Origin of the sequence: Arthrobacter sp. NPDC080073, assembly GCF_040686575.1 — a bacterium.
In the GTDB taxonomy this organism is placed as follows: Bacteria; Actinomycetota; Actinomycetes; order Actinomycetales; family Micrococcaceae; genus Arthrobacter.
The window spans coordinates 115,018-138,326 of record NZ_JBFBKR010000013.1; the positions used below are offsets into that span (position 1 = coordinate 115,018).

Annotated in this window: 23 protein-coding genes and 1 riboswitch; of the genes, 13 read left to right on the plus strand and 10 right to left on the minus strand. The window is 65.1% G+C overall.

The features are described 5' to 3' along the window. Window positions 1-18 precede the first annotated feature (18 nt). The 5 genes from AB0O52_RS15575 to AB0O52_RS15595 are packed head-to-tail and all read left to right on the plus strand — an operon-like array spanning window position 19 to window position 5,954. Window positions 19-1,458, plus strand: coding sequence for an amidase family protein (locus AB0O52_RS15575; RefSeq protein ID WP_364539076.1), 1,440 nt, complete (start codon window positions 19-21; stop codon window positions 1,456-1,458). Beyond that, window positions 1,455-1,769 carry a hypothetical protein gene (locus tag AB0O52_RS15580; RefSeq protein WP_364539079.1) on the plus strand — a complete coding sequence of 105 codons (315 nt, stop codon included), beginning with the start codon at window positions 1,455-1,457 and terminating at the stop codon, window positions 1,767-1,769. The genes AB0O52_RS15575 and AB0O52_RS15580 overlap by 4 nt, the downstream gene beginning before the upstream one ends. Then, window positions 1,769-3,247 (plus strand): sodium:solute symporter family protein, encoded by a 1,479-nt coding sequence (locus tag AB0O52_RS15585; RefSeq protein ID WP_364539081.1) that lies wholly within the window; start codon window positions 1,769-1,771, stop codon window positions 3,245-3,247. Before AB0O52_RS15580 ends, AB0O52_RS15585 begins: the two co-directional genes overlap by 1 nt. After that, a complete protein-coding gene (locus AB0O52_RS15590; protein WP_364539084.1) occupies window positions 3,244-4,488 on the plus strand; it encodes a CoA transferase in 1,245 nt (414 codons plus the stop codon). Before AB0O52_RS15585 ends, AB0O52_RS15590 begins: the two co-directional genes overlap by 4 nt. Continuing rightward, window positions 4,485-5,954 carry a carboxyl transferase domain-containing protein gene (locus AB0O52_RS15595; protein WP_364539087.1) on the plus strand — a complete coding sequence of 490 codons (1,470 nt, stop codon included), beginning with the start codon at window positions 4,485-4,487 and terminating at the stop codon, window positions 5,952-5,954. The genes AB0O52_RS15590 and AB0O52_RS15595 overlap by 4 nt, the downstream gene beginning before the upstream one ends. Before the next feature lie 81 nt (window positions 5,955-6,035). On the opposite strand, the gene AB0O52_RS15600 is transcribed toward AB0O52_RS15595, so the two are convergent. Further along, a complete protein-coding gene (locus tag AB0O52_RS15600) occupies window positions 6,036-7,328 on the minus strand; it encodes an MFS transporter (RefSeq protein ID WP_364539090.1) in 1,293 nt (430 codons plus the stop codon). A 27-nt stretch (window positions 7,329-7,355) separates the two neighbouring features. Then, entirely contained in the window at window positions 7,356-8,588 is a 1,233-nt protein-coding gene (locus AB0O52_RS15605; RefSeq protein WP_364539093.1) for a M20 family metallopeptidase, read from the minus strand. A 143-nt stretch (window positions 8,589-8,731) separates the two neighbouring features. Between AB0O52_RS15605 and AB0O52_RS15610 the strand changes: the two genes are divergently transcribed. After that, entirely contained in the window at window positions 8,732-9,793 is a 1,062-nt protein-coding gene (locus AB0O52_RS15610; protein ID WP_364539096.1) for an Lrp/AsnC family transcriptional regulator, read from the plus strand. On the opposite strand, the gene AB0O52_RS15615 is transcribed toward AB0O52_RS15610, so the two are convergent. Both AB0O52_RS15615 and AB0O52_RS15620 read right to left on the minus strand, forming a co-directional pair. Beyond that, complete coding sequence (locus AB0O52_RS15615) at window positions 9,790-10,941, minus strand: alkaline phosphatase family protein (RefSeq protein WP_364539099.1); 1,152 nt, start codon at window positions 10,939-10,941, stop codon at window positions 9,790-9,792. The genes AB0O52_RS15610 and AB0O52_RS15615 overlap by 4 nt on opposite strands. Next, complete coding sequence (locus AB0O52_RS15620) at window positions 10,938-12,203, minus strand: alkaline phosphatase family protein (RefSeq protein ID WP_364539101.1); 1,266 nt, start codon at window positions 12,201-12,203, stop codon at window positions 10,938-10,940. Before AB0O52_RS15620 ends, AB0O52_RS15615 begins: the two co-directional genes overlap by 4 nt. A 153-nt stretch (window positions 12,204-12,356) precedes the next feature. On the opposite strand from AB0O52_RS15620, the gene AB0O52_RS15625 reads away from it, so the two are divergent. Next, window positions 12,357-13,811 carry an MFS transporter gene (locus AB0O52_RS15625; protein WP_364539104.1) on the plus strand — a complete coding sequence of 485 codons (1,455 nt, stop codon included), beginning with the start codon at window positions 12,357-12,359 and terminating at the stop codon, window positions 13,809-13,811. On the opposite strand, the gene AB0O52_RS15630 is transcribed toward AB0O52_RS15625, so the two are convergent. Next, window positions 13,808-14,482 carry a class I SAM-dependent methyltransferase gene (locus AB0O52_RS15630; RefSeq protein ID WP_364539107.1) on the minus strand — a complete coding sequence of 225 codons (675 nt, stop codon included), beginning with the start codon at window positions 14,480-14,482 and terminating at the stop codon, window positions 13,808-13,810. The genes AB0O52_RS15625 and AB0O52_RS15630 overlap by 4 nt on opposite strands. A gap of 330 nt (window positions 14,483-14,812) precedes the next feature. On the opposite strand from AB0O52_RS15630, the gene AB0O52_RS15635 reads away from it, so the two are divergent. Beyond that, window positions 14,813-16,537: a DEAD/DEAH box helicase gene (locus tag AB0O52_RS15635; RefSeq protein WP_364539109.1), complete on the plus strand. Its 1,725-nt coding sequence runs from the start codon at window positions 14,813-14,815 to the stop codon at window positions 16,535-16,537. Between the two features lie 261 nt (window positions 16,538-16,798). Here AB0O52_RS15635 and AB0O52_RS15640 read toward each other — a convergent pair whose 3' ends face one another. From AB0O52_RS15640 to AB0O52_RS15660, 5 genes are all read right to left on the minus strand, one after another. Beyond that, window positions 16,799-17,449: an MBL fold metallo-hydrolase gene (locus tag AB0O52_RS15640; protein ID WP_364539112.1), complete on the minus strand. Its 651-nt coding sequence runs from the start codon at window positions 17,447-17,449 to the stop codon at window positions 16,799-16,801. 36 nt (window positions 17,450-17,485) lie between these two features. Then, window positions 17,486-18,460, minus strand: a complete 975-nt coding sequence (locus AB0O52_RS15645; RefSeq protein WP_364539115.1) for an aldo/keto reductase — start codon at window positions 18,458-18,460, stop codon at window positions 17,486-17,488. Between the two features lie 113 nt (window positions 18,461-18,573). Further along, on the minus strand, window positions 18,574-18,939 hold the full coding sequence (locus AB0O52_RS15650) for a multidrug efflux SMR transporter (protein ID WP_364539117.1): 366 nt from the start codon (window positions 18,937-18,939) through the stop codon (window positions 18,574-18,576). Window positions 18,940-18,941: 2 nt separating this feature from the next. Then, entirely contained in the window at window positions 18,942-19,256 is a 315-nt protein-coding gene (locus AB0O52_RS15655; RefSeq protein WP_364539119.1) for a multidrug efflux SMR transporter, read from the minus strand. Between the two features lie 8 nt (window positions 19,257-19,264). Then, a riboswitch (guanidine-III (ykkC-III) riboswitch) is annotated at window positions 19,265-19,330 on the minus strand. Window positions 19,331-19,632: 302 nt separating this feature from the next. After that, window positions 19,633-20,292, minus strand: a complete 660-nt coding sequence (locus AB0O52_RS15660; protein ID WP_364539122.1) for a HutD family protein — start codon at window positions 20,290-20,292, stop codon at window positions 19,633-19,635. Between the two features lie 133 nt (window positions 20,293-20,425). On the opposite strand from AB0O52_RS15660, the gene AB0O52_RS15665 reads away from it, so the two are divergent. The 5 genes from AB0O52_RS15665 to AB0O52_RS15685 all read left to right on the plus strand — a co-directional run bounded on the left by AB0O52_RS15665 (window position 20,426) and on the right by AB0O52_RS15685 (window position 23,232). Beyond that, complete coding sequence (locus AB0O52_RS15665) at window positions 20,426-21,022, plus strand: phosphoribosylanthranilate isomerase (RefSeq protein WP_364539124.1); 597 nt, start codon at window positions 20,426-20,428, stop codon at window positions 21,020-21,022. Window positions 21,023-21,214: 192 nt separating this feature from the next. After that, on the plus strand, window positions 21,215-21,565 hold the full coding sequence (locus AB0O52_RS15670; RefSeq protein ID WP_364539127.1) for a metalloregulator ArsR/SmtB family transcription factor: 351 nt from the start codon (window positions 21,215-21,217) through the stop codon (window positions 21,563-21,565). Further along, the gene (locus tag AB0O52_RS15675) at window positions 21,562-22,035 is read left to right on the plus strand and encodes an SRPBCC domain-containing protein (protein WP_364539130.1); all 474 of its coding nucleotides are present in this window, start codon (window positions 21,562-21,564) and stop codon (window positions 22,033-22,035) included. The genes AB0O52_RS15670 and AB0O52_RS15675 overlap by 4 nt, the downstream gene beginning before the upstream one ends. Before the next feature lie 126 nt (window positions 22,036-22,161). After that, a complete protein-coding gene (locus AB0O52_RS15680) occupies window positions 22,162-22,638 on the plus strand; it encodes a hypothetical protein (RefSeq protein WP_364539133.1) in 477 nt (158 codons plus the stop codon). A gap of 192 nt (window positions 22,639-22,830) precedes the next feature. Continuing rightward, the gene (locus AB0O52_RS15685) at window positions 22,831-23,232 is read left to right on the plus strand and encodes a YccF domain-containing protein (protein ID WP_364539136.1); all 402 of its coding nucleotides are present in this window, start codon (window positions 22,831-22,833) and stop codon (window positions 23,230-23,232) included. The last annotated feature ends 77 nt before the right edge of the window (window positions 23,233-23,309 follow it).

Consider the following 23,309-nt stretch of genomic DNA (forward strand, 5'->3'; position numbering starts at 1 on the left):
ATGAAAGCAAGATGAATCATGACAAACGATTTGATTTACCGCGGAGCCGTGGAGCTCGCTGGGCTCCTGCGCTCGCGGCAGGTGTCCGCCATCGAAGTCCTCGAGGCGCACCTGGACCAGATCGACAAGCTCAACCCGCTGATCAACGCCGTGGTGACCCTCGATGAAGAGGGCGCCAGGGCGGCGGCCGCGGAAGCCGATCGGAAGATTGTGGCCGGAGAGCCGGTGGGGCCGCTCCACGGGCTGCCCATTAGCTTCAAGGACACGGCGAACACCGCGGGGATGCGCACCACCTTCGGCCACCCGCACTTCCGGGACCACGTTCCGACCGAAAATGACCTGCACGTCCAGCGCATCCTCGACGCCGGAGCCATCCGAGTGGGCAAGACCAATGTCCCCGAGTTCGCCGCCGGATCCCACACCTTCAACCGTGTCTTCGGCGCAACGCGCAACCCTTATGACCCCGGCAAGTCCGCCGGCGGCAGCAGCGGTGGTGCGGCGGCGGCCCTGGCAGCGGGCTTCCAGCCGGTCGCCGACGGAAGCGACATGGGCGGCTCCCTCCGCAACCCGGCGTCGTTCTGCAATGTCGTAGGCCTTCGCCCAACGCCCGGCATGGTGCCCAACACGGACGGCAACAATGTCTTTTTCCCGCTCGGTGTGGCCGGACCCATGGGCCGCACGGCGGCAGACGCGGCGCTCCTGTTTGAAGTCATGACCGGCGCGTCGTCAGCGGATCCGCACTCGGTGTTCCTGCCGGATCCCGAAAGCCCCGAAAGCGCTGCCACCGAACCGTCCCCCACGGATTTCGCCGGCCTGCGCGTTGCCTTCGCACCGAACCTCGGCGGCCGGATTCCGGTGAGCCGGGAGGTACTCGACGTCATTGAACCGCAAGCGGCCGCCCTTGCGGCCCTCGGTGCCCACGTTGAACTGGACTGCCCTGACCTCGACGGTTCCGAGCAAGTGTTCCGCGTATTGCGCGCAGCCTCTTTCGATTCGATGTGGGGCGAACAGCTTGCCGCGGAACCCGACGCGTTCAACCACTTCCTCGCCGGCAACATCCGCGAAGGTGGCCTGCTCACCGGCCGCGATGTAGTCCGCGCGGAGGAAGGAATGACCCGCCTGATCCGCAAGGCGGCCGGATTCTTTGAGCGTTACGACCTGGTGATCGCGCCCGCGTCCCAGGTTGTCCCGTTCGACGTCGATCTCGAATACCCCACCGAGATCGAGGGGGAACGGCTCCAGAACTACCTCGACTGGATGCGTGCCCCGTACCTGTTCACCCCGCTGGGCCTCCCTGCCCTGTCGGTTCCGGCCGGATTCACCCCGGCCGGACTTCCCGTAGGCCTCCAGATGGTCGGAGCGCGTGGCAGCGACGCCCGCCTGCTCCGCCTGGCTTCCGCTTTCGAGAAGATCTCTTCCTGCTCAACCGTTCGCCCCCAAGGAGCTGCAGTTCTATGAGCACTACCCTGGCATCCCCCAAGAGACTGACCATTGCCTCAGTCCCCATCGTGGGCATGATCATCACACCGTTCCTCCCCTTCGTTTCCACACCAACGCTATGGCTTGGCCTTCCCTCGGCGATCGTCTGGATGGGCCTCATGATCGTCGCCACGATCGTCGCCCTGCAGATTATCGAGCGCACGTACCTTCGCGAAGGCGGTGCCGAACTCGATCGGCTCGAGGCTGAGCGAAGCGCCTTGCAACTCGCAGCCGTGACGAACAGTGCTACCAACAGCCCGGCCACCATCACCGAAAGGCAGACCCACTGATGCTTACAGTCGCCATCATCATCGGAATTGTCGGCATCGGCGCCCTCGGTATCGCAGGCCGCCGGCGCCAGACAGAACTCACCAGTTGGACCGTCGGCAAGCGGGATTTGCCCCGCTGGACCAGCTGGTTCCTCCAGGCGGGCGAGTCGCTGACCACCTTCAGCTTCCTCGGCCTCGCCGGAATCGCCTTCGGAGGCGGCGTTGCCGCGCTCTTCGCCGTCGCCTATCTGACCATCAACTGCATCGTCCAATACTTCGTGATTCCCCGGCAGCGGGAGCTCGGCGCAAACCGCGGCTACCTGACCATGGCTGACTTCTTCAAGGACCGGTTCAACAGCAAGGCCTTGGGCAAAACCGTGGCCCTCGTCGGAGCGGTCTTCCTCATCCCGTACCTGCAACTTCAGATCACCGGGCTCGGTTTGATCGTCCAGCTCGCGACGGGCAGTGAATCGGCCCGCGGTTACAGCATGGCCGTGGCAAGCGTACTGGTTGTTGTCTTCGTGATCTGGGCGGGGATCCGGGGGCTGGCCAAGGTGGCTGTTTTCAAGGACTTCGCCATGCTGGCTGCCCTGGTCATCGTGTTGGCCGGTGTGGTGGCCGGGATTGGCGGCATCCCGGATATCTTCGCCAAGGTCATGGATACCGCCCCGAGCTACCTGACCATCAGCCGTCCGGGATTCGACGCGACCTTCTGGGTGACCTCGGTCATCGTGACCAGCATCGGCGCCGGGCTCAACACCTTCCCGCACTTGTGGCCGCCGGTCCTTGCCGCGAAAAGCGGTGCCGTGCTGCGGGACAACGTCAAATGGCTTGCGGTCTACCAGTTCCTCCTGCTCATCCCGATCACGGCCGGAATTGCCGCCACCTTGGTCCTCGATCCGAAGACCAAGAGCAACTTTGTCCTGTTGGGCATCGCCCAGCACACCTTGCCAGAGCCACTGATCGCGATCATTGCCATCGGCGGCGCGGCGGCCGCCATGGTTCCCGCAGGCGCGATCGCCATGGGCATTTCCTCGCTTGTCTCGAACAACCTCCTGTCCGTGAAGAACCCCAAGCTGCGGTTCCGGATCAACCACGTGGTTGTCGCGATCGCCGTCGGACTGGCGCTGGCTTTCGGGCTCGCCAAATCGGACATCGGAGCGCTGCTCCTGCTCACGTACGGCGGCCTCACCCAGCTCGCACCCGCCGTCGCCATCGCGATCGGCCGCAAAGTGCGCATCGGTGCCCTTCCGGTCACCTTGGGGATCATCGTCGGCACGCTCACCGTAGCCGTCATTACCTTCGGCAACATCCCCACGGGCGGCGTGGATTCCGGCCTTATTTCCCTCGCGCCGAACCTTGCGGTGCTTGCCGTTGCTGAACTTATCCGCCGTCGTCGCGTTCCGCAGGCACCCGCTGAGCCGGCGGAGGACACCGGGCAACCCTCGCCCGAGCAACAGCCGGTAGCGGGACACAGCGCCGTAGGAGCCGAAGCATGACGCAGCCCGAGCTCCCCAACCACAAGCAACACCACCAGGGACCGCTTGCCGGTACGCTCGTCGTCGACCTCTCCCGCGCCCTTGCCGGTCCGCACGCCGGCATGATGCTTGGTGACCTCGGCGCCCGCGTCATCAAGGTGGAGAATCCCGACGGCGGTGACGACACCCGCGGCTGGGGGCCGCCGTTCATCGACACCCCTGAGGGTCGCGAGTCCACATACTTCCTTTCGTGCAACCGGAACAAGGAGTCCATCCGGATCGACCTCAAGGCGGCAGAAGGCAAGGCCGCGTTACGGGAACTGCTGCGGCGGGCGGACGTCCTCGTGGAGAACTTCCGACCGGGAACCCTGGACCGCCTCGGATTCGACCCGGCGAGCCTCGAAGAGTTGAATCCGCGGCTGGTGGTTCTCGCCATCAGTGGATTCGGCCACGACGGGCCGGAGGGGCATCGGGCCGGTTACGACCAGATTGCCCAGGGCGAAGCAGGGCTGATGTCACTGACAGGGTCAGGTCCGGGGGATCCGCAGCGGGTAGGCGTCCCGATTGGGGATGTCCTGGCGGGAATCCACGGAGCCTGCGGTGTGCTGGCGGCTCTATTGGAACGCGAGCGGACGGGCCGAGGCCAAATAGTACGCACCTCGCTGTTGTCCTCGATCGTCAGCGTGCTCGCTTTCCAAGGCACGCGCTGGACGGTGGGTGGCGAGGTTCCGCAAGCCCAAGGCAACCATCACCCGTCGATCGCGCCGTATGGCTTGTTCCGCTGCGCGGGAGGCTCGGTGCAGATTGCCGTGGGATCCGAAGGCTTGTGGCGGCGTTTCGCGGAAGAGTTCGGCTTCAGCACCGAGGACGAACGCTGGCGGGACAACCAGTCCCGCGTGGCCCACAGGACCGCGCTGATCGAAGCGATCGAAGCCGCATTCTCGGACTTCGACGCCGAAGAGCTGCTCGTGCGGCTTGAAGCGGCCGGGGTGCCGGGAGGGCGGGTCCGTTCCCTCGACGAAGTCTTTGCCTGGGAACAGGCTCGAAGCCAGCACTTGGCGGTCGAACTCCAGCACCCCACGCTGGGACGTATCGAGGTCCCCGGATCGCCGCTGCGGTTCTTCCAGCCGGACGGCACCGAGACCACCAGGTCGCGGCACTCTGCGCCGCCGAGGCTCGGAGAGCACGACGACGCCGTCCGGGCATGGCTTGACGGGGCCGCATTGCTCGGCGCGGCATCAATTGGTTCGGGGGCGTCATGACGGCGGTCGCGGAAGCCCAACGGCCCTCGGAGTCGGGCCCCGTCGGCACGCGGCAGCGCCGCCTTGGCGGGGCGGAGTTTCTCAACCAGCTCCTCGACGCAGGTAGTTTCCGCAGTTGGGACCGGCCGGTCCCGGCGCCGCCGGGGGCAGATTCTGCCTACCTCGCGGACCTGGCCCGGGCGCGGGAGCGCAGCGGCGCCGACGAGTCCGTGCTCACGGGCGAAGGGACGCTGGATGGGCAGCCCGTGGCCGTCCTGGCTAGTGAGTTCGCCTTCCTCGGCGGCTCGATCGGACGGTCCGCCGCCGAACGGATCGTCGCAGCAATTGAAGAAGCAGGCCGACGCCGACTACCCCTCGTGGCCGCACCGGCGTCAGGTGGAACTCGAATGCAGGAGGGCACCCTGGCTTTCCTGCAGATGGTGCGGATTACCGAGGCGCTCACGGCGTACAAGCGTCTCGGACTGCCCTATCTGGCCTATCTCCGGCACCCCACCACGGGCGGCGTCTTCGCCTCGTGGGGATCATTGGGGCACGTGACGGTGGCGGAACCGGATGGGCTGGTTGGCTTCCTGGGGCCCAAGGTCTACACCGGACTCACCGGGCAGGAGTTCCCGGAAGGCATCCAGAGGAGTGAACACCTCTTCGCCCATGGGACGGTCGACGCCGTGTTGGACGCACGGGGATTCAGGAACTTTGCCGCCGAGGTGGTGGGGATTCTCGCCGCCCGTGGATCGTGGATCGGCGCGGGAGGCCCGCCTGGTCAAGCCGCCTCCGGCGGCGACGCTTCAGCATGGGATTCGGTCGAGCGGACTCGCGACGCCGGACGTCCCGGGCTGGCCGAACTGCTCGACGGCGGGTTCGGCCGCCTCGTGCGTTTGCACGGCACCGGCCGTGGGGCAGCTTCGGCGAGTACCGCCGTCGTACTGGCTGAACTCGAGGGGCGGCCCGTCGTCGTCGTGGGCCAGGACCGGGCAGCCCAGCGGGCCGGGAGCGTCCTCGACGCGGCGGGTTTGGCGCAGGCCCGCCGGGGAATGCGCCTGGCAGAGGAACTGGGGCTGCCGCTCGTGACGGTGGTGGATACTCCGGGGGCCGAGCTTTCGGTCCGGGCCGAGGAGTCCGCAATTGCGGGCGGGATCGCCGATTGCATCGCGGGATTGCTCGGACTCACTGTGCCCAGCGTTGCCGTGCTCCTCGGCGAGGGGACCGGTGGCGGTGCGCTCGCTCTTGCGGCTGCCCGTCGCACGGTGGCGGCAGGGAACGCCTGGCTCGCTCCGCTGCCGCCCGAAGGTGCCAGCATCATCGTGCACGGTGACACGTCCTTAGCGGCCGAGCTGAGTGAGCGGCAACGGATCGTAGCGCGCGCACTGCTCGAGGACGGTGCCGTGGACGAGGTGGTAGGCGAGGACGAGGGTTTCATCAAGCGCCTCGCGGAAGCCGCCTCCCGGCAGATCGCTGCGCAGCTTTAACCCAACTGACTCGCAGTTGTTGTCGTTTTCAGGCCTCTAAACGACATTAACTGCGAGTCAGTTGGGTCCACACGGGGGAGTTTAGTGTGTCAGGTCCTTGCCCTTGGTTTCCGGGATCATGAAGGCGAACGCGATTCCGATGGCCAGCAGGACCACGGCGTAGACGTTGAACATATTGGCCTGGCCGATGCTGCCGAGCCAGGTCTGCAGGTACGGGGCCGTGCCGCCGAAGACCGCAACGCAGATCGAATACGGGACGCCGACGCCCACGGTGCGGATCTTGGTCGGGAACAGCTCAGCGTACACGGCAGGGACAATCGAGGCGCTGCCGGCAATGAAGAACAGCATCACGGACATCGAAACGGCCAGCTGCCACGGGGAATCCTTCAGGAGCCAGGTCATGGGGAAGTGCAACAACGCCGCACCGGCGGAACTCACGATCAGTACGGGCTTGCGGCCGATGCGGTCGGACAGCTTGCCCCAGAACGGCAGCGCCGCGATGAACGCAATGTTGCCGATGACGCCGGCCCACAGGGCTGCGCCGCGGTCCATCTTGAGGGTGGTTGCCGCATAACTCGGCGCAACGACGCCCCAAATGTAGTAAACGACGGTGAGGCCGACGGTCAGCCCGATCACTTGCAGGGCCTGCTTGCGGTACTTGACGATCTGCGGCCACATCGGCGCACGCTTTTCTTTCGGAGCTTCGGCTTCGAACGCCTCGGTTTCCTTCATCTTGGCCCGCATGACCAAGGCGTAGACGCCCAAGGCGCCGCCCACCAGGAACGGGATGCGCCAGCCCCAGGCGTTCATGTCGGCCTTGCTCAGCACACCGGTCAGGATGGCCCCCAGCAAAGTTCCGGCGAGAATGCCGGCGGTGCCGGAGGTGTAGATGAGGGTCGCCCAGAAGCCGCGCTTTTCCTTGGGCGCCATTTCGGACAGGTACGTTTGCGACGACGGCAGCTCGCCACCGTGGGCGAGGCCCTGGATGAGGCGGGCCACCAGCAGCATGACGGATGCCAGGGCTCCAACGGCCTGGAATGTCGGGGCGATACCGATCAGCAGGCTGCCGAGGGCCGCGAGACCGACGGCGAACGTCATGGAGGTCTTGCGGCCGATCCTGTCGCCGATCCAGCCGAAGACGAAGCCGCCGAACGGTCGGGCCACGAATCCGACGGCGAAGATCGCCAGGGTGGAGAGGACCGCGGAGGCGGGGTCGGCATTGCTGAAGAGCGCGCTGGCAATGAAAGGCGAGAACGTGGCGTAGATTGCCCAGTCGTACCATTCGACGGCGTTGCCGATGCCGGTGCCGATGAGGGTTCGCAGATGGGACTTGTGAACCTGGACTGTGGCTGAAGGGCCTACGGTGGCGGTCATGTCGTGCTCCAAGGTTTGGGGTGGTGGTTAGTTGCCGGCGGCGAGGGTGGCGATGCGGGAGACCGCGAGCTCTGCGTAGAGAGCCGCGCCGTCGGACAGTACGCCGTCGTCGAATGTGGCGTAAGGGGAGTGGTTGAACGGTGAGGTGGTGTGGTCCACGCTCCGCGGTACGGCGCTCAGGCCTACGAAGGTTCCCGGAACTTCCGCCAGGACCCTGGAGAAATCTTCCGAGCCGCTGATCGGCGTGGCCCAGCGGGAGAGACGGGAATCCCCGAACATGTCCGTGATGACGTTCTCAGCAGTGCGGGTCTCGTCCTCGTCAGTGACGGTCATGGGGTATTCGCCGCGGTAGTCGACGTCCACCTCCACGCCGTGGGCCGAGGCGATGCCCTTGAGGAGCTGGGGGATCGCGGTCATCATCCGGTCGCGGGAGGCTTCCGAGAACGTGCGGATGGTGGCTTCGAAACGCGCGGATTCGGGGATAACGTTGCGCTTGGTGCCTGCCTGCAGCACGCCCACGGTCAGGACTACGGGATCGAACATGTTGAACTGCCGCGTGATCATGACCTGCAGGGCCGTCACCATTTCGGCGGCGGCAGTCACGGGATCCTTGGCCGAATGCGGCGCCGAGCCGTGGCCGCCGGCGCCGAGGACCGTGACGAAGAGGCCGTCGGAGGCGCTCATCATGACGCCTGGTTTGGTGCAGAACTGGCCATGCGGTTCCAAGGAGGAGAAGACATGCATGCCGTAGGCGGCATCAACACGGCGGCCTGCGGCGTCCAGGACTCCTTCGCGGATCATGTGGCCCGCGCCGTCGAAGCCTTCTTCGCCCGGCTGGAACATGAGGACGACGTCGCCCGCCAGCTGATCGCGTCGCTCGGCCAGCAGGGTTGCCGCCCCGGCGAGCATGGACGTGTGGAGGTCGTGGCCGCACGCGTGCATGGCGCCGTCGATCTTCGAGGAGAACTCGACGCCGGTGCGCTCCTGGACGGGAAGGCCGTCCATGTCGGCGCGGAGCAACACAACCGGCTTCCGGGCTGGTTCCGCGCCAAGCGCACCGGGCGCGCTGCCGCGCAAGACCGCGGTGACGGACGTCGTGCTCTCGCCCAGAGTGATTTCGTACGGGAGCCCGTCAAGCGCCTTGAGCACCTTTTCCTGGGTGCGGGGGAGGTCCAGGCCGATCTCCGGTTCCTGGTGGAGCTCGTGACGGAACCGGGCGATTTCTCCCTGCATCTCTTTGGCGTCTGCGGCGATTGACATCTGTTCTCCTGTTTCCTGAACGTTTGGTAGGTATCCATAGCCATTGTGGAGTGACTAGCCTCACAGTCTTCAAAAGTCATGAAAAAATTCAGGATCATGCCAGAATTAACAGGAATCACGCACTGCCTAGGAGAGGATCGCTGATGGAACTCAGTGAAGAGGATCTTCGGCTGATCAATGCCCTCCAGATCTCGCCGCGGATCAGCTGGTCTGATGCCGCGGAGGTCCTGGACGTCCACGCCACCACGTTGGCCTCCCGATGGGAGCGCCTTCGCGAGTCCGGAGCCGCCTGGACTACGGCGCACCTCATGGGCGACCCCAAGCACGCCTGCCTCGCCCTGTTGGACGTGGACTGCGAAATGCACCTCAGGCCCGAGGTCACAGCCGCGCTCGCAGCGATTCCGGAGATCATCACGGTTGAGGAGGCGGCCAGCAACCGTGACCTCATGCTCACCGTGATCACCCAGGACCTGGGTGAGTTCAGCAGCCGGCTATTGCCCCAGCTCAAGGAAATCCGGGGGCTCACCAAGTACCGGACCTCGCTCTGCACCCGGATCCATACGAGCGGCTACGCGTGGCGGCTCAACGTCCTGAGCCGGGCGGAGCAGCAAGCGCTGCGCGCCCTCGCCGGGCCGGAAGCGCTCAATCCATCCGCCCCCTACGCGCAGGTCACCCCGCTCCCGGAGAGCCACATGGCTCTCTTTCCCTTCCTCGCGCGGGATGGAAGGGCCTCCGCCGCGGAGATCGCACGCGCCCTGGGGCGACACCCTGCCACGGTGCAGCGGCAGCTCGGCCGGGTGCTCGCGAGCCGGATGCTGTCTTTCCGCTGCGAAATCGCCCAGCAATTCTCCGGCTATCCCATCACGTGCCAGTGGTTCGCGAATGTTCCAGCAGGCCAGCACGAAGCTGCGGCCGGCGAGCTGCGGGCCGTCAGGAACGTCAGGTTCACGGCCTCCACCACCGGCAGCACCAACTTTGTGATCATCATGTGGCTGCGCTCGCTGGCCGAGGTACTGGAGATGGAACTTGCCATCCAGCAACGCATTCCCGGGATCGAACTCGTCGAAAGCGTCGTGATGCTGAGCACGGCCAAGCGGGTCGGGTGGATGCTGAACCCGGACTCGACGGCGACTGGCGCCGTTGTGCCGACTGGCGCCGTCGTGCCGACCGCCGCCGTCGTGCCGGCCGCCGCGGGCCCGGCCTAGAGGCCGGCGTTGTAGACGTCGAGTCCGAAGCGGTTCAGCCCAGGGGTGCCTGCGTAGCCGAGGTGCGGAAGGCCGAAGGTGTCTTCAATGCTCGCCAGCAAGCTGTAGTGGTTGTAGGGCGTCGTGGACCACGTGCCGCCCTTGGTGAAGGGGGAGATGACCAAGGCCCCGACCCGGCCTCCGCCCTGTCCGACGATCCCGGGAAGCGGGGAATTGGGTCCGGGGCCTTCGCCGCAGCACGCGGAGGCGTCCGATTGGGGGCTGTCGGATTCGTCGAAGGTGATCACCAAAACACCGTCCTGGCGGAACGCGGGAGACGAGGTGATCAGCGGAACGTACTGCTTCAGCCATGCATCCGCGCTGGTCAGGCCGCCGGGCTGGCCGTCAACGCACGGGGAGTCGTGTCCGTCGTGGCAGAGGTTCGGCGTGATCATGGACAGGTTGGGCGTGGTGGAGACCGAAGCAAGATCGGTCTTCAAGGCTCCGAGGTCCACGTCGTTCTTGGCGCAGTCCGGGGAACCCGTGATCCCCGCGAAGTAAACGAAGGGATTGTGCCGGGCGGCGTACTGGTCCCCGACCTTGGCTTTCTGCGTGTCATCGGGTGCGCCGAGGGCCGGGTGGCGGCATGGGGTGCCCATGTCCTCCATGTAGCCCTTCCAGGACTTGCCGGCTGCCGTCAACTGGCCGGCCACCGTGGGCACATCGGCAGGGAAGACGCAGCCATCTCCAACGGCCTGGCCAGGAGCTGCTGTCCCGGTCTTCGCGAATGGAGAGTACGTCTGGCAATCGGCCTGCATCTGCGGGTTGGGGCCCTGGCCGGAAATCTGGGCGACGTAGTTCGGTTGCGAGTTGTGTGCCGTGCCGAAGTACTGGTTCAGGAGTACGCCTTGGTTGCGCAGCGTGGTGGAAAGGTATGGTGCTGCCGAACCCGGTCCCCACGTGGTGTCGTATCCCTTGTTTTCAAGATTGATCACGAACACGTGCTTGGCTCCCGGGAGATATCCGGTGCTCTGGGCGGTTTGGGGTTCGCTCGCTTGTGCTTCCGTCTGCTGCAATCCGAAGGCGATGCAGGAGGCGCCCAGCAGGACAACCATCAGCGCAGCGAAACCGAGCCGCATCTTGGACATGGCGAAGGTTTTGAAGGTCATGGCAGGATCCATCCGTCCGCGAGAGCTTTCTGTTTCAAGCCGGCCCACTCTTCTTCCGCCGGTGGCCCTACCGGGGAGCACGCCGGACCGGCGGCATAAGGCGGCACAAGGTATGTCGGAGCGGCCAGATTGGGCGCTGATTGGAAATCGAGCACTTCGGCGATGTTGCGGGCGGCATTGTCCCGCGGCGTCAGTGGTTGAAGCCCCCAGCGCCACTCGATGGCCTTCAGGACCGAGGTGTGGTCATAGGTGCCATGTGCCACGTATTGCCTGCGGGCGCGTGGAGAAATGACCATCGACGGTACGCGGAAGCCGCGCCGGGCGGTGTCTGGATTGCTGTCCGGTGCTGTTTCGGGTGGCACGTGGTCGTAGAACCCGCCCCATTCGTCGTAGTTCACCACCAGCATGGTGTTCGCCCAGTTGGGGCTCTTGGTCACGGCGTTATAGACCTCCGCGAGGAACAGTTCGCCGGAGCGGATGTCCGCATGCGGGTGGTCATCGCCGGAGGTTCCGCTGGACTCGTCCGTGAAGCGCGGATCCACGAAGGACACGGAGGGGAGTTTGCCGGAACTGCAGTCGCTGAGGAACTCGGCGTAGGGCTTGGAGATTCCGAGATACTTCGTTCCCCATAAGGCGGTGAAGGGGATGTCGCCGTAGTAGTACTTCCCTTGCACCCCGGCGGCTGCCAAGCGGTCCCAGATCGTGGGCATGGTGCTGGTGACGGTCGAGTTATGGAGCCTGTCCGTGGCCGCCGAGTGCTGATAGAAGCGGTTCGGATACGTTTCGGCCAAGGTGGCTGCGAAATAGCGGTCGCAGACAGTCCAATCGGGGCCGGCTTGGCGCCAGAAGTCGAGATCGCCCGAGTCGTAGTATCCGACGGCGAACTCATCATTCTCGCCTGCCCGCAGCCAACCGTCGTTCTTGCCGTTGTTGTACTGGATCCGGCCGCCCTCATAGGAATGGTCAGGGTCGGGATGCCCGCAGCCCTGGTAATCCGTCAGGTGGTGAGTCGTGTGCGGGATCCCGTAGCGGTCAATGAACGTCAGTCCGGCTTGTTTTCCGTCCGCACCGGGCATCCAGCCAAGGAAATGGTCGAAGGAGCGGTTTTCCATCATCACCACAATGATGTGGTCGATTCCCGAGGCGCCGGGTTGAGGGAGGGCGGTCACGGCAGGCGCGGTTCCCACGGAGGCGCCGGTGACAAGCGTCGCGGCCGTGGCAGATCCGGCAACTGACAGGAAGTTGCGTCTTGTGAAGTTCACGCCAAGCAGTTGATCACGGAATGATTACGGGAACAACCGATAGTCGGCTATTTAGTACAGTGTTTGCCCAGAGTTAATTTCTCGTGAAACATAAATCACTTGAATGGATTTTGAGGGTGGCCCCAAACTCCACCGGGCTTCTAGGCTGGGATGATGACAAGCCACGACGCAACAGCCGGCATTTTGCAACGCCCCTATCTCCTGGCGACAGCGGGTGCCTGCGCGTTGGTCTTCCTTGCAGCTTTCGAATCCATGGCGGTCACCACCATCATGCCGCTGGTGAGCCGCGAGCTGGACGGTGCCGGACTCTATGCACTGGCGTTCGCCGGGCCGCTCGCCACCGGTGTGATCGGGATGGTGGCCGCAGGGAACTGGGCGGACAGGCGTGGTCCGTCCGCTCCGCTGTATGCCTCCGTGGTGCTGTTCGCGGCGGGGCTGCTCATCGCCGGTACGGCCGTTTCCATGCCGATACTCGTCGCCGGCAGGCTGGTCCAGGGCCTTGGCGGCGGCGCAATGACCGTGGCGCTGTACGTGGTGATCGCCCGGGTTTACCCCGCGAGGTTGCACGCCCAGGTCTTTGCGGCGTTTTCGGCGGCCTGGGTGATTCCCTCGATGATCGGTCCCTTCGCGGCCGGCGTGGTTGCCCAACTGAGCAGCTGGCACTGGGTGTTCCTTGGCGTGGTCGGCCTCGTGGTTCCGGCCCTGGCAATGATCCTCCCCGCCATGCGGGGCGTGCGGTCGGCGGAAGGCTCCGACGCGGCCGCCACACACACTCCAAAGCCCGAAGCCGCCGACGTTCCCTGGGCTTTCGGCCGCATGGGATGGGCAGCGCTCGCAGCCCTTTCGGTTCTCGGCCTGAACCTCTCCGGCCACGTGCCCGGCGTGGGTTGGGTGATTGCCGCCGTCGCGCTCGTCATCGCAATGCTGGCGGTAAGGCCCTTGGTTCCGCGCGGCACGCTAGGCGCGCACCGCGGACTGCCGAGCGTCATTTTGATGCGCGGAGCCGCTTCCGCAGCCTTCTTCGGTGCCGAGGTTTACGTGCCGTACCTCCTCACGGAGCGATACTCCTTCACCCCTGCTTTTGCGGGACTCGCGCTGACGGGATCGGCGCTCGCGTGGGCAGGGGCATCCGCGGTGCAGGGCCGCATGGGCTCCAGGCTTGGCAATTCCCGGGCAGTCCGGATTGGCTCGGCGCTGGTGCTCGGTTCGGTGGCAATTCTCCTCGTGACCACATTGTTTTCGTGGCCACCCGCGCTAGCAATTGCAGGGTGGCTGTTCGCCGGCGCCGGGATGGGCCTGATGTACCCGCGCTTGAGTGTCATGACCCTGGCCCTCTCCAAGCCCGAGGACCAAGGCTTCAACAGTTCGGCAATGTCCATCGCCGATTCCCTCGGAGGCGCCCTCTCGCTCGCCGTGACGGGACTCGTCTTCAGTGCGCTGACGACGACGGCGGCTTCCTTCGCGGGAGTGTTCGCGCTGACATCGACCATCGCCGTCGTCGGACTCATCATTGCGCCGCGGGTTACCGTCCGGCGACCTTCGGGTACGGAAATTGCGGGGGACGCCGAAGCCCACAGCGCCCCCGAGGCGGACGACGTGCGGGCCTAGGACGCTCGGGTGGCCCGGAGCACGCTGTCGATGGTGGTGGCATGTTGGCCCTCCGGCCCCGTCACGGCGCGTTCCCGGGAATCGGCAACATTGATCCTCCAAGAGCCCGGGCCGCTCATAAGTGCCTCGACCAAATCTTCGGGAGTGAAGAACTTGTCCTTCATGTCCTTGTGCCCGCTCCACGGCGTCAGGCCATCCGGATGATGCCCCACCACCAGCAAAGCACCGCCGGGAGCCACCGCGGCCGCGGCCGAAGCGAGCGAATCGCGCCACGGAAGAAGTGGAGAATGAAGGAATTGGGAGGACACGAGGTCGAAGCCCGTGTCGGGGAGCCAGGAGCCGAAGTTCCGTTGAAGCCACACGATGCGGTCCTTTAGCCCGACGTCGGCCGCATGGGCTTCTGCCCGTTCAAGCGCGACGGCGGAGACATCCACGGCGGTCACTGTCCAGCCGTGCTGGGCGAGCCAGATGGCGTCCGCGCCCTCCCCGCAGCCGAGATCCAGTGCGGTTCCGGGAGCCAGGGCCTTGGCTTCCGCGACCAGCTGCGGATTGGGATTGCCGCTCCACCTCTTCGCCTTTTCCAGGTACACCCCGTCCCAAAACTGCGCCGCGTCGGCGTCGCGGTCGGGTTCGCTGTGAAGGTGGGCTCCGCCGTCGTGCTGGTGCGTCATGCCTCAAGCCTGCCCGGAGGTGCCCCCGTGAGGCAACGGCTGCCCAAAAGCACCCCGTGGAAAGGCCAGCTGTCTGCGGATGCTAGGATAGATCTACTTGATGTGCAGTGATGCCCGCTTAGTTCCCGAATTTGGCTTGGTTCCAAACTTGGGAAGTGGGCTTTTTTCATGTGAGAGGCACATCCTGCGTCGATGAACGCGTTTTCTCTGGTCCCGGCCACGGCTTATTGCCTACCGGTCGATCACTGACTTTTCCTCGGCGAACCCTTGGCCCAACCGGCGTCGGGGGACGATGTCCGTTGGACACCGCCAGAAAGACCCTTGAAACACATGACTACTTTTGCTGCCCTTGGCACGCCCAAGGCCATCGCCGAGTCCCTCGCTGCGGATGGCATCGAAGAAGCTTTCCCTATCCAGGTCAAGACCCTCCCGGATACGCTCGCCGGCCGCGACGTCCTGGGCCGTGGCCGCACCGGCTCCGGTAAGACCATCGCTTTCGCTATCCCGCTTGTGGCACGTCTCGCCGAGCGCGAAGCCAAGCACTTCCGCAAGCCTGGCCGCCCGATGGGCCTGGTCCTTGCGCCGACCCGCGAGCTGGCCACCCAGATCAACGCCACCATCGAGCCGCTCGCCAAGGCCATGGGCCTAAACACCACGGTCATCTACGGCGGTATCTCCCAGGCCCGCCAGGAAAAGGCGCTGCGCGCCGGCGTCGACATTGTCATCGCCTGCCCGGGCCGCCTTGAGGACCTCATCCGCCAGCGCATCCTGACTCTCGAAGCCGTCGAGATCACCGTGCTGGACGAGGCCGACCACATGGCCGACCTCGGCTTCCTCCCGGTGGTCAAGAAGCTCATGGACATGACTCCTACCCAGGGTCAGCGCCTGCTCTTCTCCGCGACGTTGGACAACGGTGTTGACAAACTGGTCAACCGTTACCTGTCCAACCCGCTGACCCACTCGGTGGACGACCCCCAGGCCGCCGTGACCACCATGGAGCACCACGTCCTGGTGATCAACGACCAGACCGTCAAGAAGCAGCTGATCGTGGAGCTGGCGTCCGGCGCCGGCCGCCGCGTCCTCTTCATGCGGACCAAGCACCACGCACGCAAACTCGCCAAGACCCTGACGGACTGCGGCATCCCCGCCGTCGACCTCCACGGCAACCTGTCGCAGAATGCCCGTGACCGCAACCTCGCCGAGTTCTCCAGCGGTGAGGTCCGGGTTCTGGTGGCCACCGACGTCGCTGCCCGCGGCGTGCACGTCGACGACGTCGAGCTGGTCATCCACGTCGACCCGCCCACAGAGCACAAGGCTTACCTGCACCGCTCCGGCCGTACGGCCCGTGCAGGTTCCGACGGCACCGTGGTCACGCTGACGCTTCCCGAGCAGCAGTCCGACGTCAAGAAGCTCATGAAGGCTGCCGGCGTCGACGTTTCGTTCGAGCGCGTCACGGCCAACTCCCCGTTGATTGCCGAGCTGGTGGGCCAGGTTGCCGACAAGGTTGACCCGCGCACCCGCGCGGCACTGCTTGCGGCAAAGACCCAGCAACCGGGCGGCGGTACCTCCACCGGTGCCAACGCCCAGCGCAAGCGCAACCGCCGTTCCACCCAGGCTGCACCCACTGCGGGTGGCCGGGGTGGTCGCGGTGGCCGTGGCAAGGTCGCGGCCGAGCCCGTGCGTACCGACATCAACCGCGCGGAACGCCGTGCTGCTGCGAACGACGACGTCGCCCGTAGCTCGCGGGGACGCGGCAACGCTGCTTCCACTCACCGCAATGACGTTCCAGGCGCACAGGGCCAGGGTGGTCGCAGCGGACGTCCGGCAACGGGTCAGCGTGCATCCGGTGGTAACCGCTCGGCGTCGGCTCCGCGCACGGAATCCGCTACGTCCACGCGTACTAGCGGCAACAAGTCCGTATGGTCCTCGAACACGGGTGGCAATTCCGGTGGCTCCTACGGCTCCGGCTCAGGTAACTCGGGTTCCGGCCGTCCGGCCCGCAGCGGCCCGCGCCGTGCCTCGGCCCCGGCGTCGAACGAACGCCGCGGCCGCTAGGTTACTTGTGGTGTAGGGGCATGTCCCTTGTTCACTCGATAGGCCGCCGAGTTCGCCAGGTTGTCCGCTGGACATGCTCTGCGTGGGCAATGAGGAGTGGACATATTCCTGATATGCCCACTCCTGGGCTCGAATAATGAGCATGTCCCTCGTCCGTTCGCTAGGTTCTCCGCTGGACATGCTCAGCGTGGGCAATGAGGAGTGGACATATTCCTGATATGCCCTCTCCTGGGCTCGAAGGCTGGGCATGTCCCTTGGGGATTACCAGCCGCGCTCGCGCCATTCCGCAAGGTGTGGCCGCTCCGCGCCGAGCGTGGTCGGATCTCCATGGCCCGGGTGTACCACGGTGTCGTCCGGGTAGGCCTCGAACAGCCGTTCCTTCACATCGTTTAGCAGCGACGTGAAGCGGGCGGCGTCGTTCTGGGTGTTGCCGACGCCTCCGGGGAACAACGAGTCGCCGCTGAAAATGTGCGCGGGCCCTTCCGGGTCCTGGTAGACGTAGGCGATCGAGCCGGGAGTGTGGCCGCGCAAGTGCAGCGCGGTGATGTCGAAACCGTCGAAGTTTCCCACATCGCCATGGTGCAGCAGCACGTCCACGGGTACGGGCAGCACCTCGGCGTCGTCCACTCCGGCCGAGGTCTTCGCGCCCGTAGCTTCCACCAACCCGGGAAGCGCGCGGACGTGGTCCCAGTGCTGGTGCGTCGTGGCGATCATGGCCAGTTTCGGCGTGGCGGTGGTGTCCCCGGCGGACTCAGCCAGCATTGCCTGGATGGCCGGAAGGTCGTCCGCGGCGTCGATGAGGAGCTGCGCGCCGCTCGCCTTGGCGGTGAGCAGGTACACGTTGTTGTTCATCTCGCTGACCGAGATTCGCCGGATGGTGATGTCACGCAGTGAATGAATGAGTGAGTCCATTCGTCCACTCTACGGAAGCCTCCTGCGGCTTATCGCCTATTCGCGGCCCTGCGAAACCCAGGTGGGATCCGCGGACCGTGAGCCGACGACGGCGTCCGCGGCGCCGTCGAGCACGTCGAGTTGGGCGGCGCTCAACTCGAGCGACAGGGCGCCCAGGTTCTCATCGATCCGGTGCGCTTTGCGCGTTCCGGGGATGGGGACCACACTGAGCTGGAGGCGGCGGCCCTGGGCGAAAAGCCAGGCCAAAGCCACCTGGGCGGGGGTTGCATCCCGGCCATTGGTTTCGGACAGCTCGGCGGCCACGGCACGCACGGCGGCAACAACCGCTTGGTTGGCGTCGAGTGCGCCGTCGGCAAATCGGGGGATGCGGTGCCGGAAATCGCTCTCGCCGAGTTGATCGGCGCTGACGGTTCCCGTGAGGAAGCCCCGGCCAAGCGGCGAATAGGGCACGAAGCCCACACCCAGCTCTGCCGCAGTCGGGACGACGTTGCGTTCAACGTCCCGGCTCCAGATGGACCATTCGCTCTGCACGGCGGCTATCGGGTGCACGGCGTTGGCGTCCCTCAGCTCCTCGGCTGTCACTTCGGACAGCCCAAGGTGCCGGACCTTGCCTGCCCGGACAAGCTCCGCCATGGCCTCCACGGTTTCCACAATCGGAACGCGGAGGTCGCGGCGGTGCATGTAGTAGAAGTCGATGACGTCGGTGCCCAGGCGGCGGAGGCTTGCTTCCGCCGCCTGGGCCACGTACGCGGTATCTCCCCGGACATCGGTGTAGCCATCACGCGGGTTGCCCACGATTCCGAACTTGGTGGCCAACTGGACCTCGTCGCGCCGGTCCTTCAGGAGCTTCGCGATCAGTTCCTCGTTGTCGCCCGCACCGTAAACATCCGCGGTGTCGATGAAGCTGATGCCGGCATCCACGGCGTGATGCAGCGTTTTGAGGGATTCCGCGGGATCCACCTCGCCGTATACGGGCGTCAGTGCCATCCCGCCGAAACCGAGGGGGCTCACGGTCAAGCCATCGCCGAGCTGTACATTCGTGGTTTCCGGGCTATGGTGCTTCTCCTTCGCAGAGTGTTCGTCTCATTGCTGGCAACTCCGGGGAGCCGGGGAGTATTCCGGGCTTACGACCGGGCCGGTTCCGTCACTTCTTCACGCTTCTCAGGGGGAAGGACCTTCAGCCCGGCCGCGCAACCCACGATTCCCGCAATAAACAGCAGCTTGAGCGGGCTGGCCGGTTCGACGCCGGTGGCCATCGCCCAGCCGACCGTCAGCGCAGCGCCGATCCCGACCCAGACGGCGTAGGCCGTGCCCAAGGGAATCCGCTTCACTGCAATGCCGAGGCCGATCATGCTGAGGCTTGCCGTGACGGCGAAGACCACGGTGGGGAGGGCTTGGCTGAAGCCGTCGGACAGTCCCAGGGCCGTCGCCCACACAGCTTCGAGCACGGCGGATGCCAGCAGTATGGCCCACGCGAATTTAGCGGTCATGGCTACGCCACCACCTTCAAGCCGACCACGCACGCACCGATGCCGGCGAGCAGGAGCAGCCGGGCCGCCGTCGGGCGCTCGACTTTGGTGACCATCGCGTAAGCGGCCGTGAGAACGACGCCAACTCCCACCCACACGGCATACGCGGTTCCGGTGGGGATGGATTGCATCGCGAAGGCAAGCCCTGCTGTGCTCGCGACCACGGTGACCAGGAAGATGGCGGAGGGGACCGGCTTGCGGAAGCCGTTGGAACGGTGGAGCGCTGCGGCCCAGACGGCCTCGAGCGCGCCGGACAGAATGAGGATAAACCACGACATGACGATCCTTTGGCCAGTCTTGTCGCGTGCCGGGTACTGATCCGTCGTCCGGAGGTCCCTGTGCGGGCCTTCCTTCGAGGCTAGCAAGCCCGACGCCGGGTGGTCAGCTTTGGTGGCGAGCCTCACCAGGGGACATGCGCGGTCATGGGCCTCACCGAGGGACATGTCCAGTGGTGGGCTCAGTGAATGGGCATGTTGCTGACACCACGAGGGACATGTTCAGTGGTGGGCTCGGTGAATGGGTGTTTTGCGGACGCCATGAGGGACATGTCCAGTGGTGGGCTCAGCGAGTGGGCATGTTGCTGACACCACGAGGGGCATGTCCAGTGGTGGGCTCAGTGAATGCGCATGTTGGCATTATGTCCAGTGCTGGGACCTAGGAGGGCGCATGCTCCACACGGTCGATGGAGATGACGGCGATGAATCCACGGCCCAGGATTTCCGGGCTGCGGGTGTCGGAACCTACTACGGCGTCGTAGCGGGCGAGTTCAACGGGTTCGGCGGTCGCCGCGCCAGCCTCCCCGTCCGCGGCGGCCTCCCCGTCCGAGCCGTCCGCGGGTGCCGTGTCCGCCGGCTCCGCGCCGGGACTCACGGAAGCCTTGCCCTCCAAAAGGACAGCCAACTGGCCTTCGAACACCGGGTGTGCGCGCTTCTTGGATAGCTCGATGATGGACGTGTAGCCCTTGAATTCGCCGGCCCGGGCAATCACATTGAGGTCGCGGATGTCGCCGGTGGGAAGTGCGCTGGCCGAAGCCGCCTCTCCGGAAAACCGGAACGGTCGGTACTTTTCCAGCGGGTGTTCTTCGCCGTCCACCGTGAGCAGCAGCAATTCGCCATCGATCACGGTAAGCACTCGCTCCATGCCCGGGAACGTCGAGAAATCGCCGGCCGATCCGACGTCGGCGATGCTGACCCGCCAGTCCCACGCTCCGTCTTGCGCCGACGCCGCTTTCGGATGGCTGGCGAGTTCGCGGGTCACCCCGCCTCCGTTGCGCCATGGTTCGGGTTTGAGCTCGGCAAAGCGGATGATCTCCATGCGCTCCAGCCTAGCCCGAGCCAGCCTTTGGCCAATTGAACGCCCGCGTAACATCGGTGCAATCTTGGCACGGTTCAACAAACCCTGAGGCCCTTGCTAACGTCGTAGGAAGGTAAACGGTTGGAGGCGCGGAATGTTCGTCAAAGTGTGCGGATTGAGCACGCCTGAATCTGTGCAGGCCGCCGTCGAGTCCGGCGCAGACGCCGTTGGTTTCGTGCTGACGAAGAGTCCGCGGGAGGTATCGCCCGACCGTGCCCGAGAGTTGTTGACCCATGTCCCGGAAGGTGTCGCCGCCGTCGGGGTTTTCCGGCACGAGGCAGCTGCCGAAGCCGTCGTAACCGCCCGTGAAGCCGGTCTCGAATGGGTCCAGCTGCACGGAACTCGCTCGCCGGAAGACGTTAAGACCGTGCACGACGCCGGCATGCGGCTCATCCGGGCCGTCACCATGGGTGCCGCTCCGGTCGAGTTCGAGGAGTGGGGCGAGGAACTTCTCCTGATCGACGCCGCTGTGCCGGGTTCGGGTGAGGCATGGGACTATTCCTCGGTCCTTAAACTGGCCCTGGGCGGGCGCCACTGGTTGTTGGCCGGCGGGTTGACCGCGTCCAACGTCGGAGCCGCGGCGCGCGAAGCCAAGGCCTGGGGCGTCGACGTGTCCAGCGGCGTGGAGTCCTCGCGCGGGGTGAAGGACCTCGACCTCGTTCGCTCCTTCGTCCAGGCCGCAAAAGCCTGACGCCCGCCGGACGCTCGCTCACCTTTATCGCCTTTTCGCCGGACGCCCGCTCAGATGATGTGAGCGAGCGTCCGCGGTTTTGCCCCCGGATGTGAGCGGGCGTCCAAAGAAACTCTTGACAGTAGCCGCCCGCTGTCGCATATTTAACACGTCGACTAATTAACCGATGTATTAAATACGAAGGCGCTGGCGATGTCCACAGACCGGCTCAGTCTCATCTTCTCGGCTCTTGCCGACCCCACCCGAAGGGCCATTCTGGCCCGGCTTTCGGAGGGTGAGGCCACCGTGAACGAGCTTGCCGAACCGTTCGACATCAGCCTTCCCGCCGTCTCGCGGCATCTCAAGGTCCTGGAAAATGCAGGGCTGATCAGCCGGAGCCGGAATGCGCAATGGAGGTCTTCCAAATTGGAAGCAGAACCACTGCGCGAAGCCACCGAATGGATGGACAAATACAGGCGCTTCTGGGATGCCAGCTTTGCCCGCCTCGACGCCCACCTACGCAAGATTCAGAACGATTCAAAGGATCCAGGAGTCAAGCAATGAACACGGAACAGCACATTCTCACCATGACCCGCGAATTCGATGCCCCGCGCGAGCTCGTCTTCCAAGCTTTCGTTGACCCCGACCAGCTCGCGGCATGGTTCGGGCCGGTGGGCGTGGATTCGCCACGCGACCGGATAGCCGTCGACCCCAGGGTGGGCGGAGTCTGGCAGCTCGTCATGACCTGGGACGAGAACGGCGTCGCCAAGGAGTCACCCATCGACGCAGTCATCACCGCGTACGATCCGCCCGCCCTGCTGGTCGCCACCCAGAAAGCAGAGCCCGACGCCGGGATCACACTTTTGCTGGAAATGCGCCTTGAGTTCGAGGTACTGGACGGCGGCCGTACGCGGCTTCATATCACACAGGGTCCCTTCGACTCGGACGAATGGGTGGAAATGACCCGTGAAGGATGGGGCACCTCGTTCACCAAACTGGATACCTTGCTGGTGCGGGAAGAGGGAGCGGTCTAAAAGGGGTCCTGAAGTCAACTTGGAAGGTCCGGGGCCGTTCGGGCTACACTCCACGGCGGGGACAGAATGCCATTGCTCTGGAGACCGAACGGTTCCGGAGACAGACGATCAAGCAGAATGCGACCTTTGAAAATCCTTTCCAAACCACTTAACGGTCCGATCCGATACCTGACAGTCGCCCTCTTCGCCGCACTGGCGCTGTCCGGCTGCTCCACACAGGGAGGGGGCTCCGCCGCGGCGGGCACGCCGTCGTCCTCTTCTGCGGGCGACTCCGGAACCGCAAGCGCAAGCCCAACTCCTTCATCGGGGCCATTCGGGGGCTTCGCCTCGGCAGCCGAGATGTGCTCCACCATCTCTAAGGAAGCGACGGGAGCTTCGTTGCTGCCAATGTCTGCGGCGCAGGGAAAGACCGCCGAGCTGGAGCAATACAAGGCAGAGCTCGCCGCCACTGCGGATCGCGTCCCGGACGCGCTCAAGGCTGATTTCACAAATCTCAAGGACACTGCGATCGCAGGCCTGAAAGATCAGACCGTCTACTCGAGCGGCAAGTTCGAAAAAGCCATGGCTCCCGTTACCACGTGGCTGAGCGCCAACTGCAAGTAGTCCTTCGCGGGAAGTCCCACGGGCGTTGGCCCGGGGGGCCTTGTTTGTGAGCGGGCGTTGGCCGGGAGGGCCTTGTTTGTGAGCGGGCGTCGGAGGAAAGGGCCGTATATGTGAGCCGGGATCGGAAGATCAGGGAGATTTCAGGGCGAACCCCTAGCCCCCAACAGCACGCGGCAAGGGACAATGGGAGATATGAAAACGCTGCTCAACATCATCTGGCTCGTCTTCGGCGGCTTCGTTCTGGCCTTGGGATATTTTGTGGCCGGAATTGTGTGCTGCTTGTTGATCGTCACCATCCCGTGGGGCATCGCGTCGTTCCGGATCGCCTCGTACACGCTGTGGCCGTTCGGACGCACAATCATCGAAAAGCCCGGCGGGGGAGGTGTCTTTACGCTCCTCGGCAATGTCATCTGGTTGCTGGTTGCGGGCATTTGGATCGCGATCGGCCACGTGGTCACGGCCTTGGCCATGGCCATCACCATCGTCGGGATCCCGCTGGCCATCGCAAACCTGAAGCTCATTCCGGTATCGCTCATGCCGCTGGGCAAGCAGATCGTGCCCAGCAACCGCCCGTTCGTCACCACCTACCGTTAGCCCTCCCGACGCCGGGCATCAGGCGCCATGGACTGTTCCGGAGTAGCGTAGGCCGTGTCTGCACTGCCTCCCCTCGA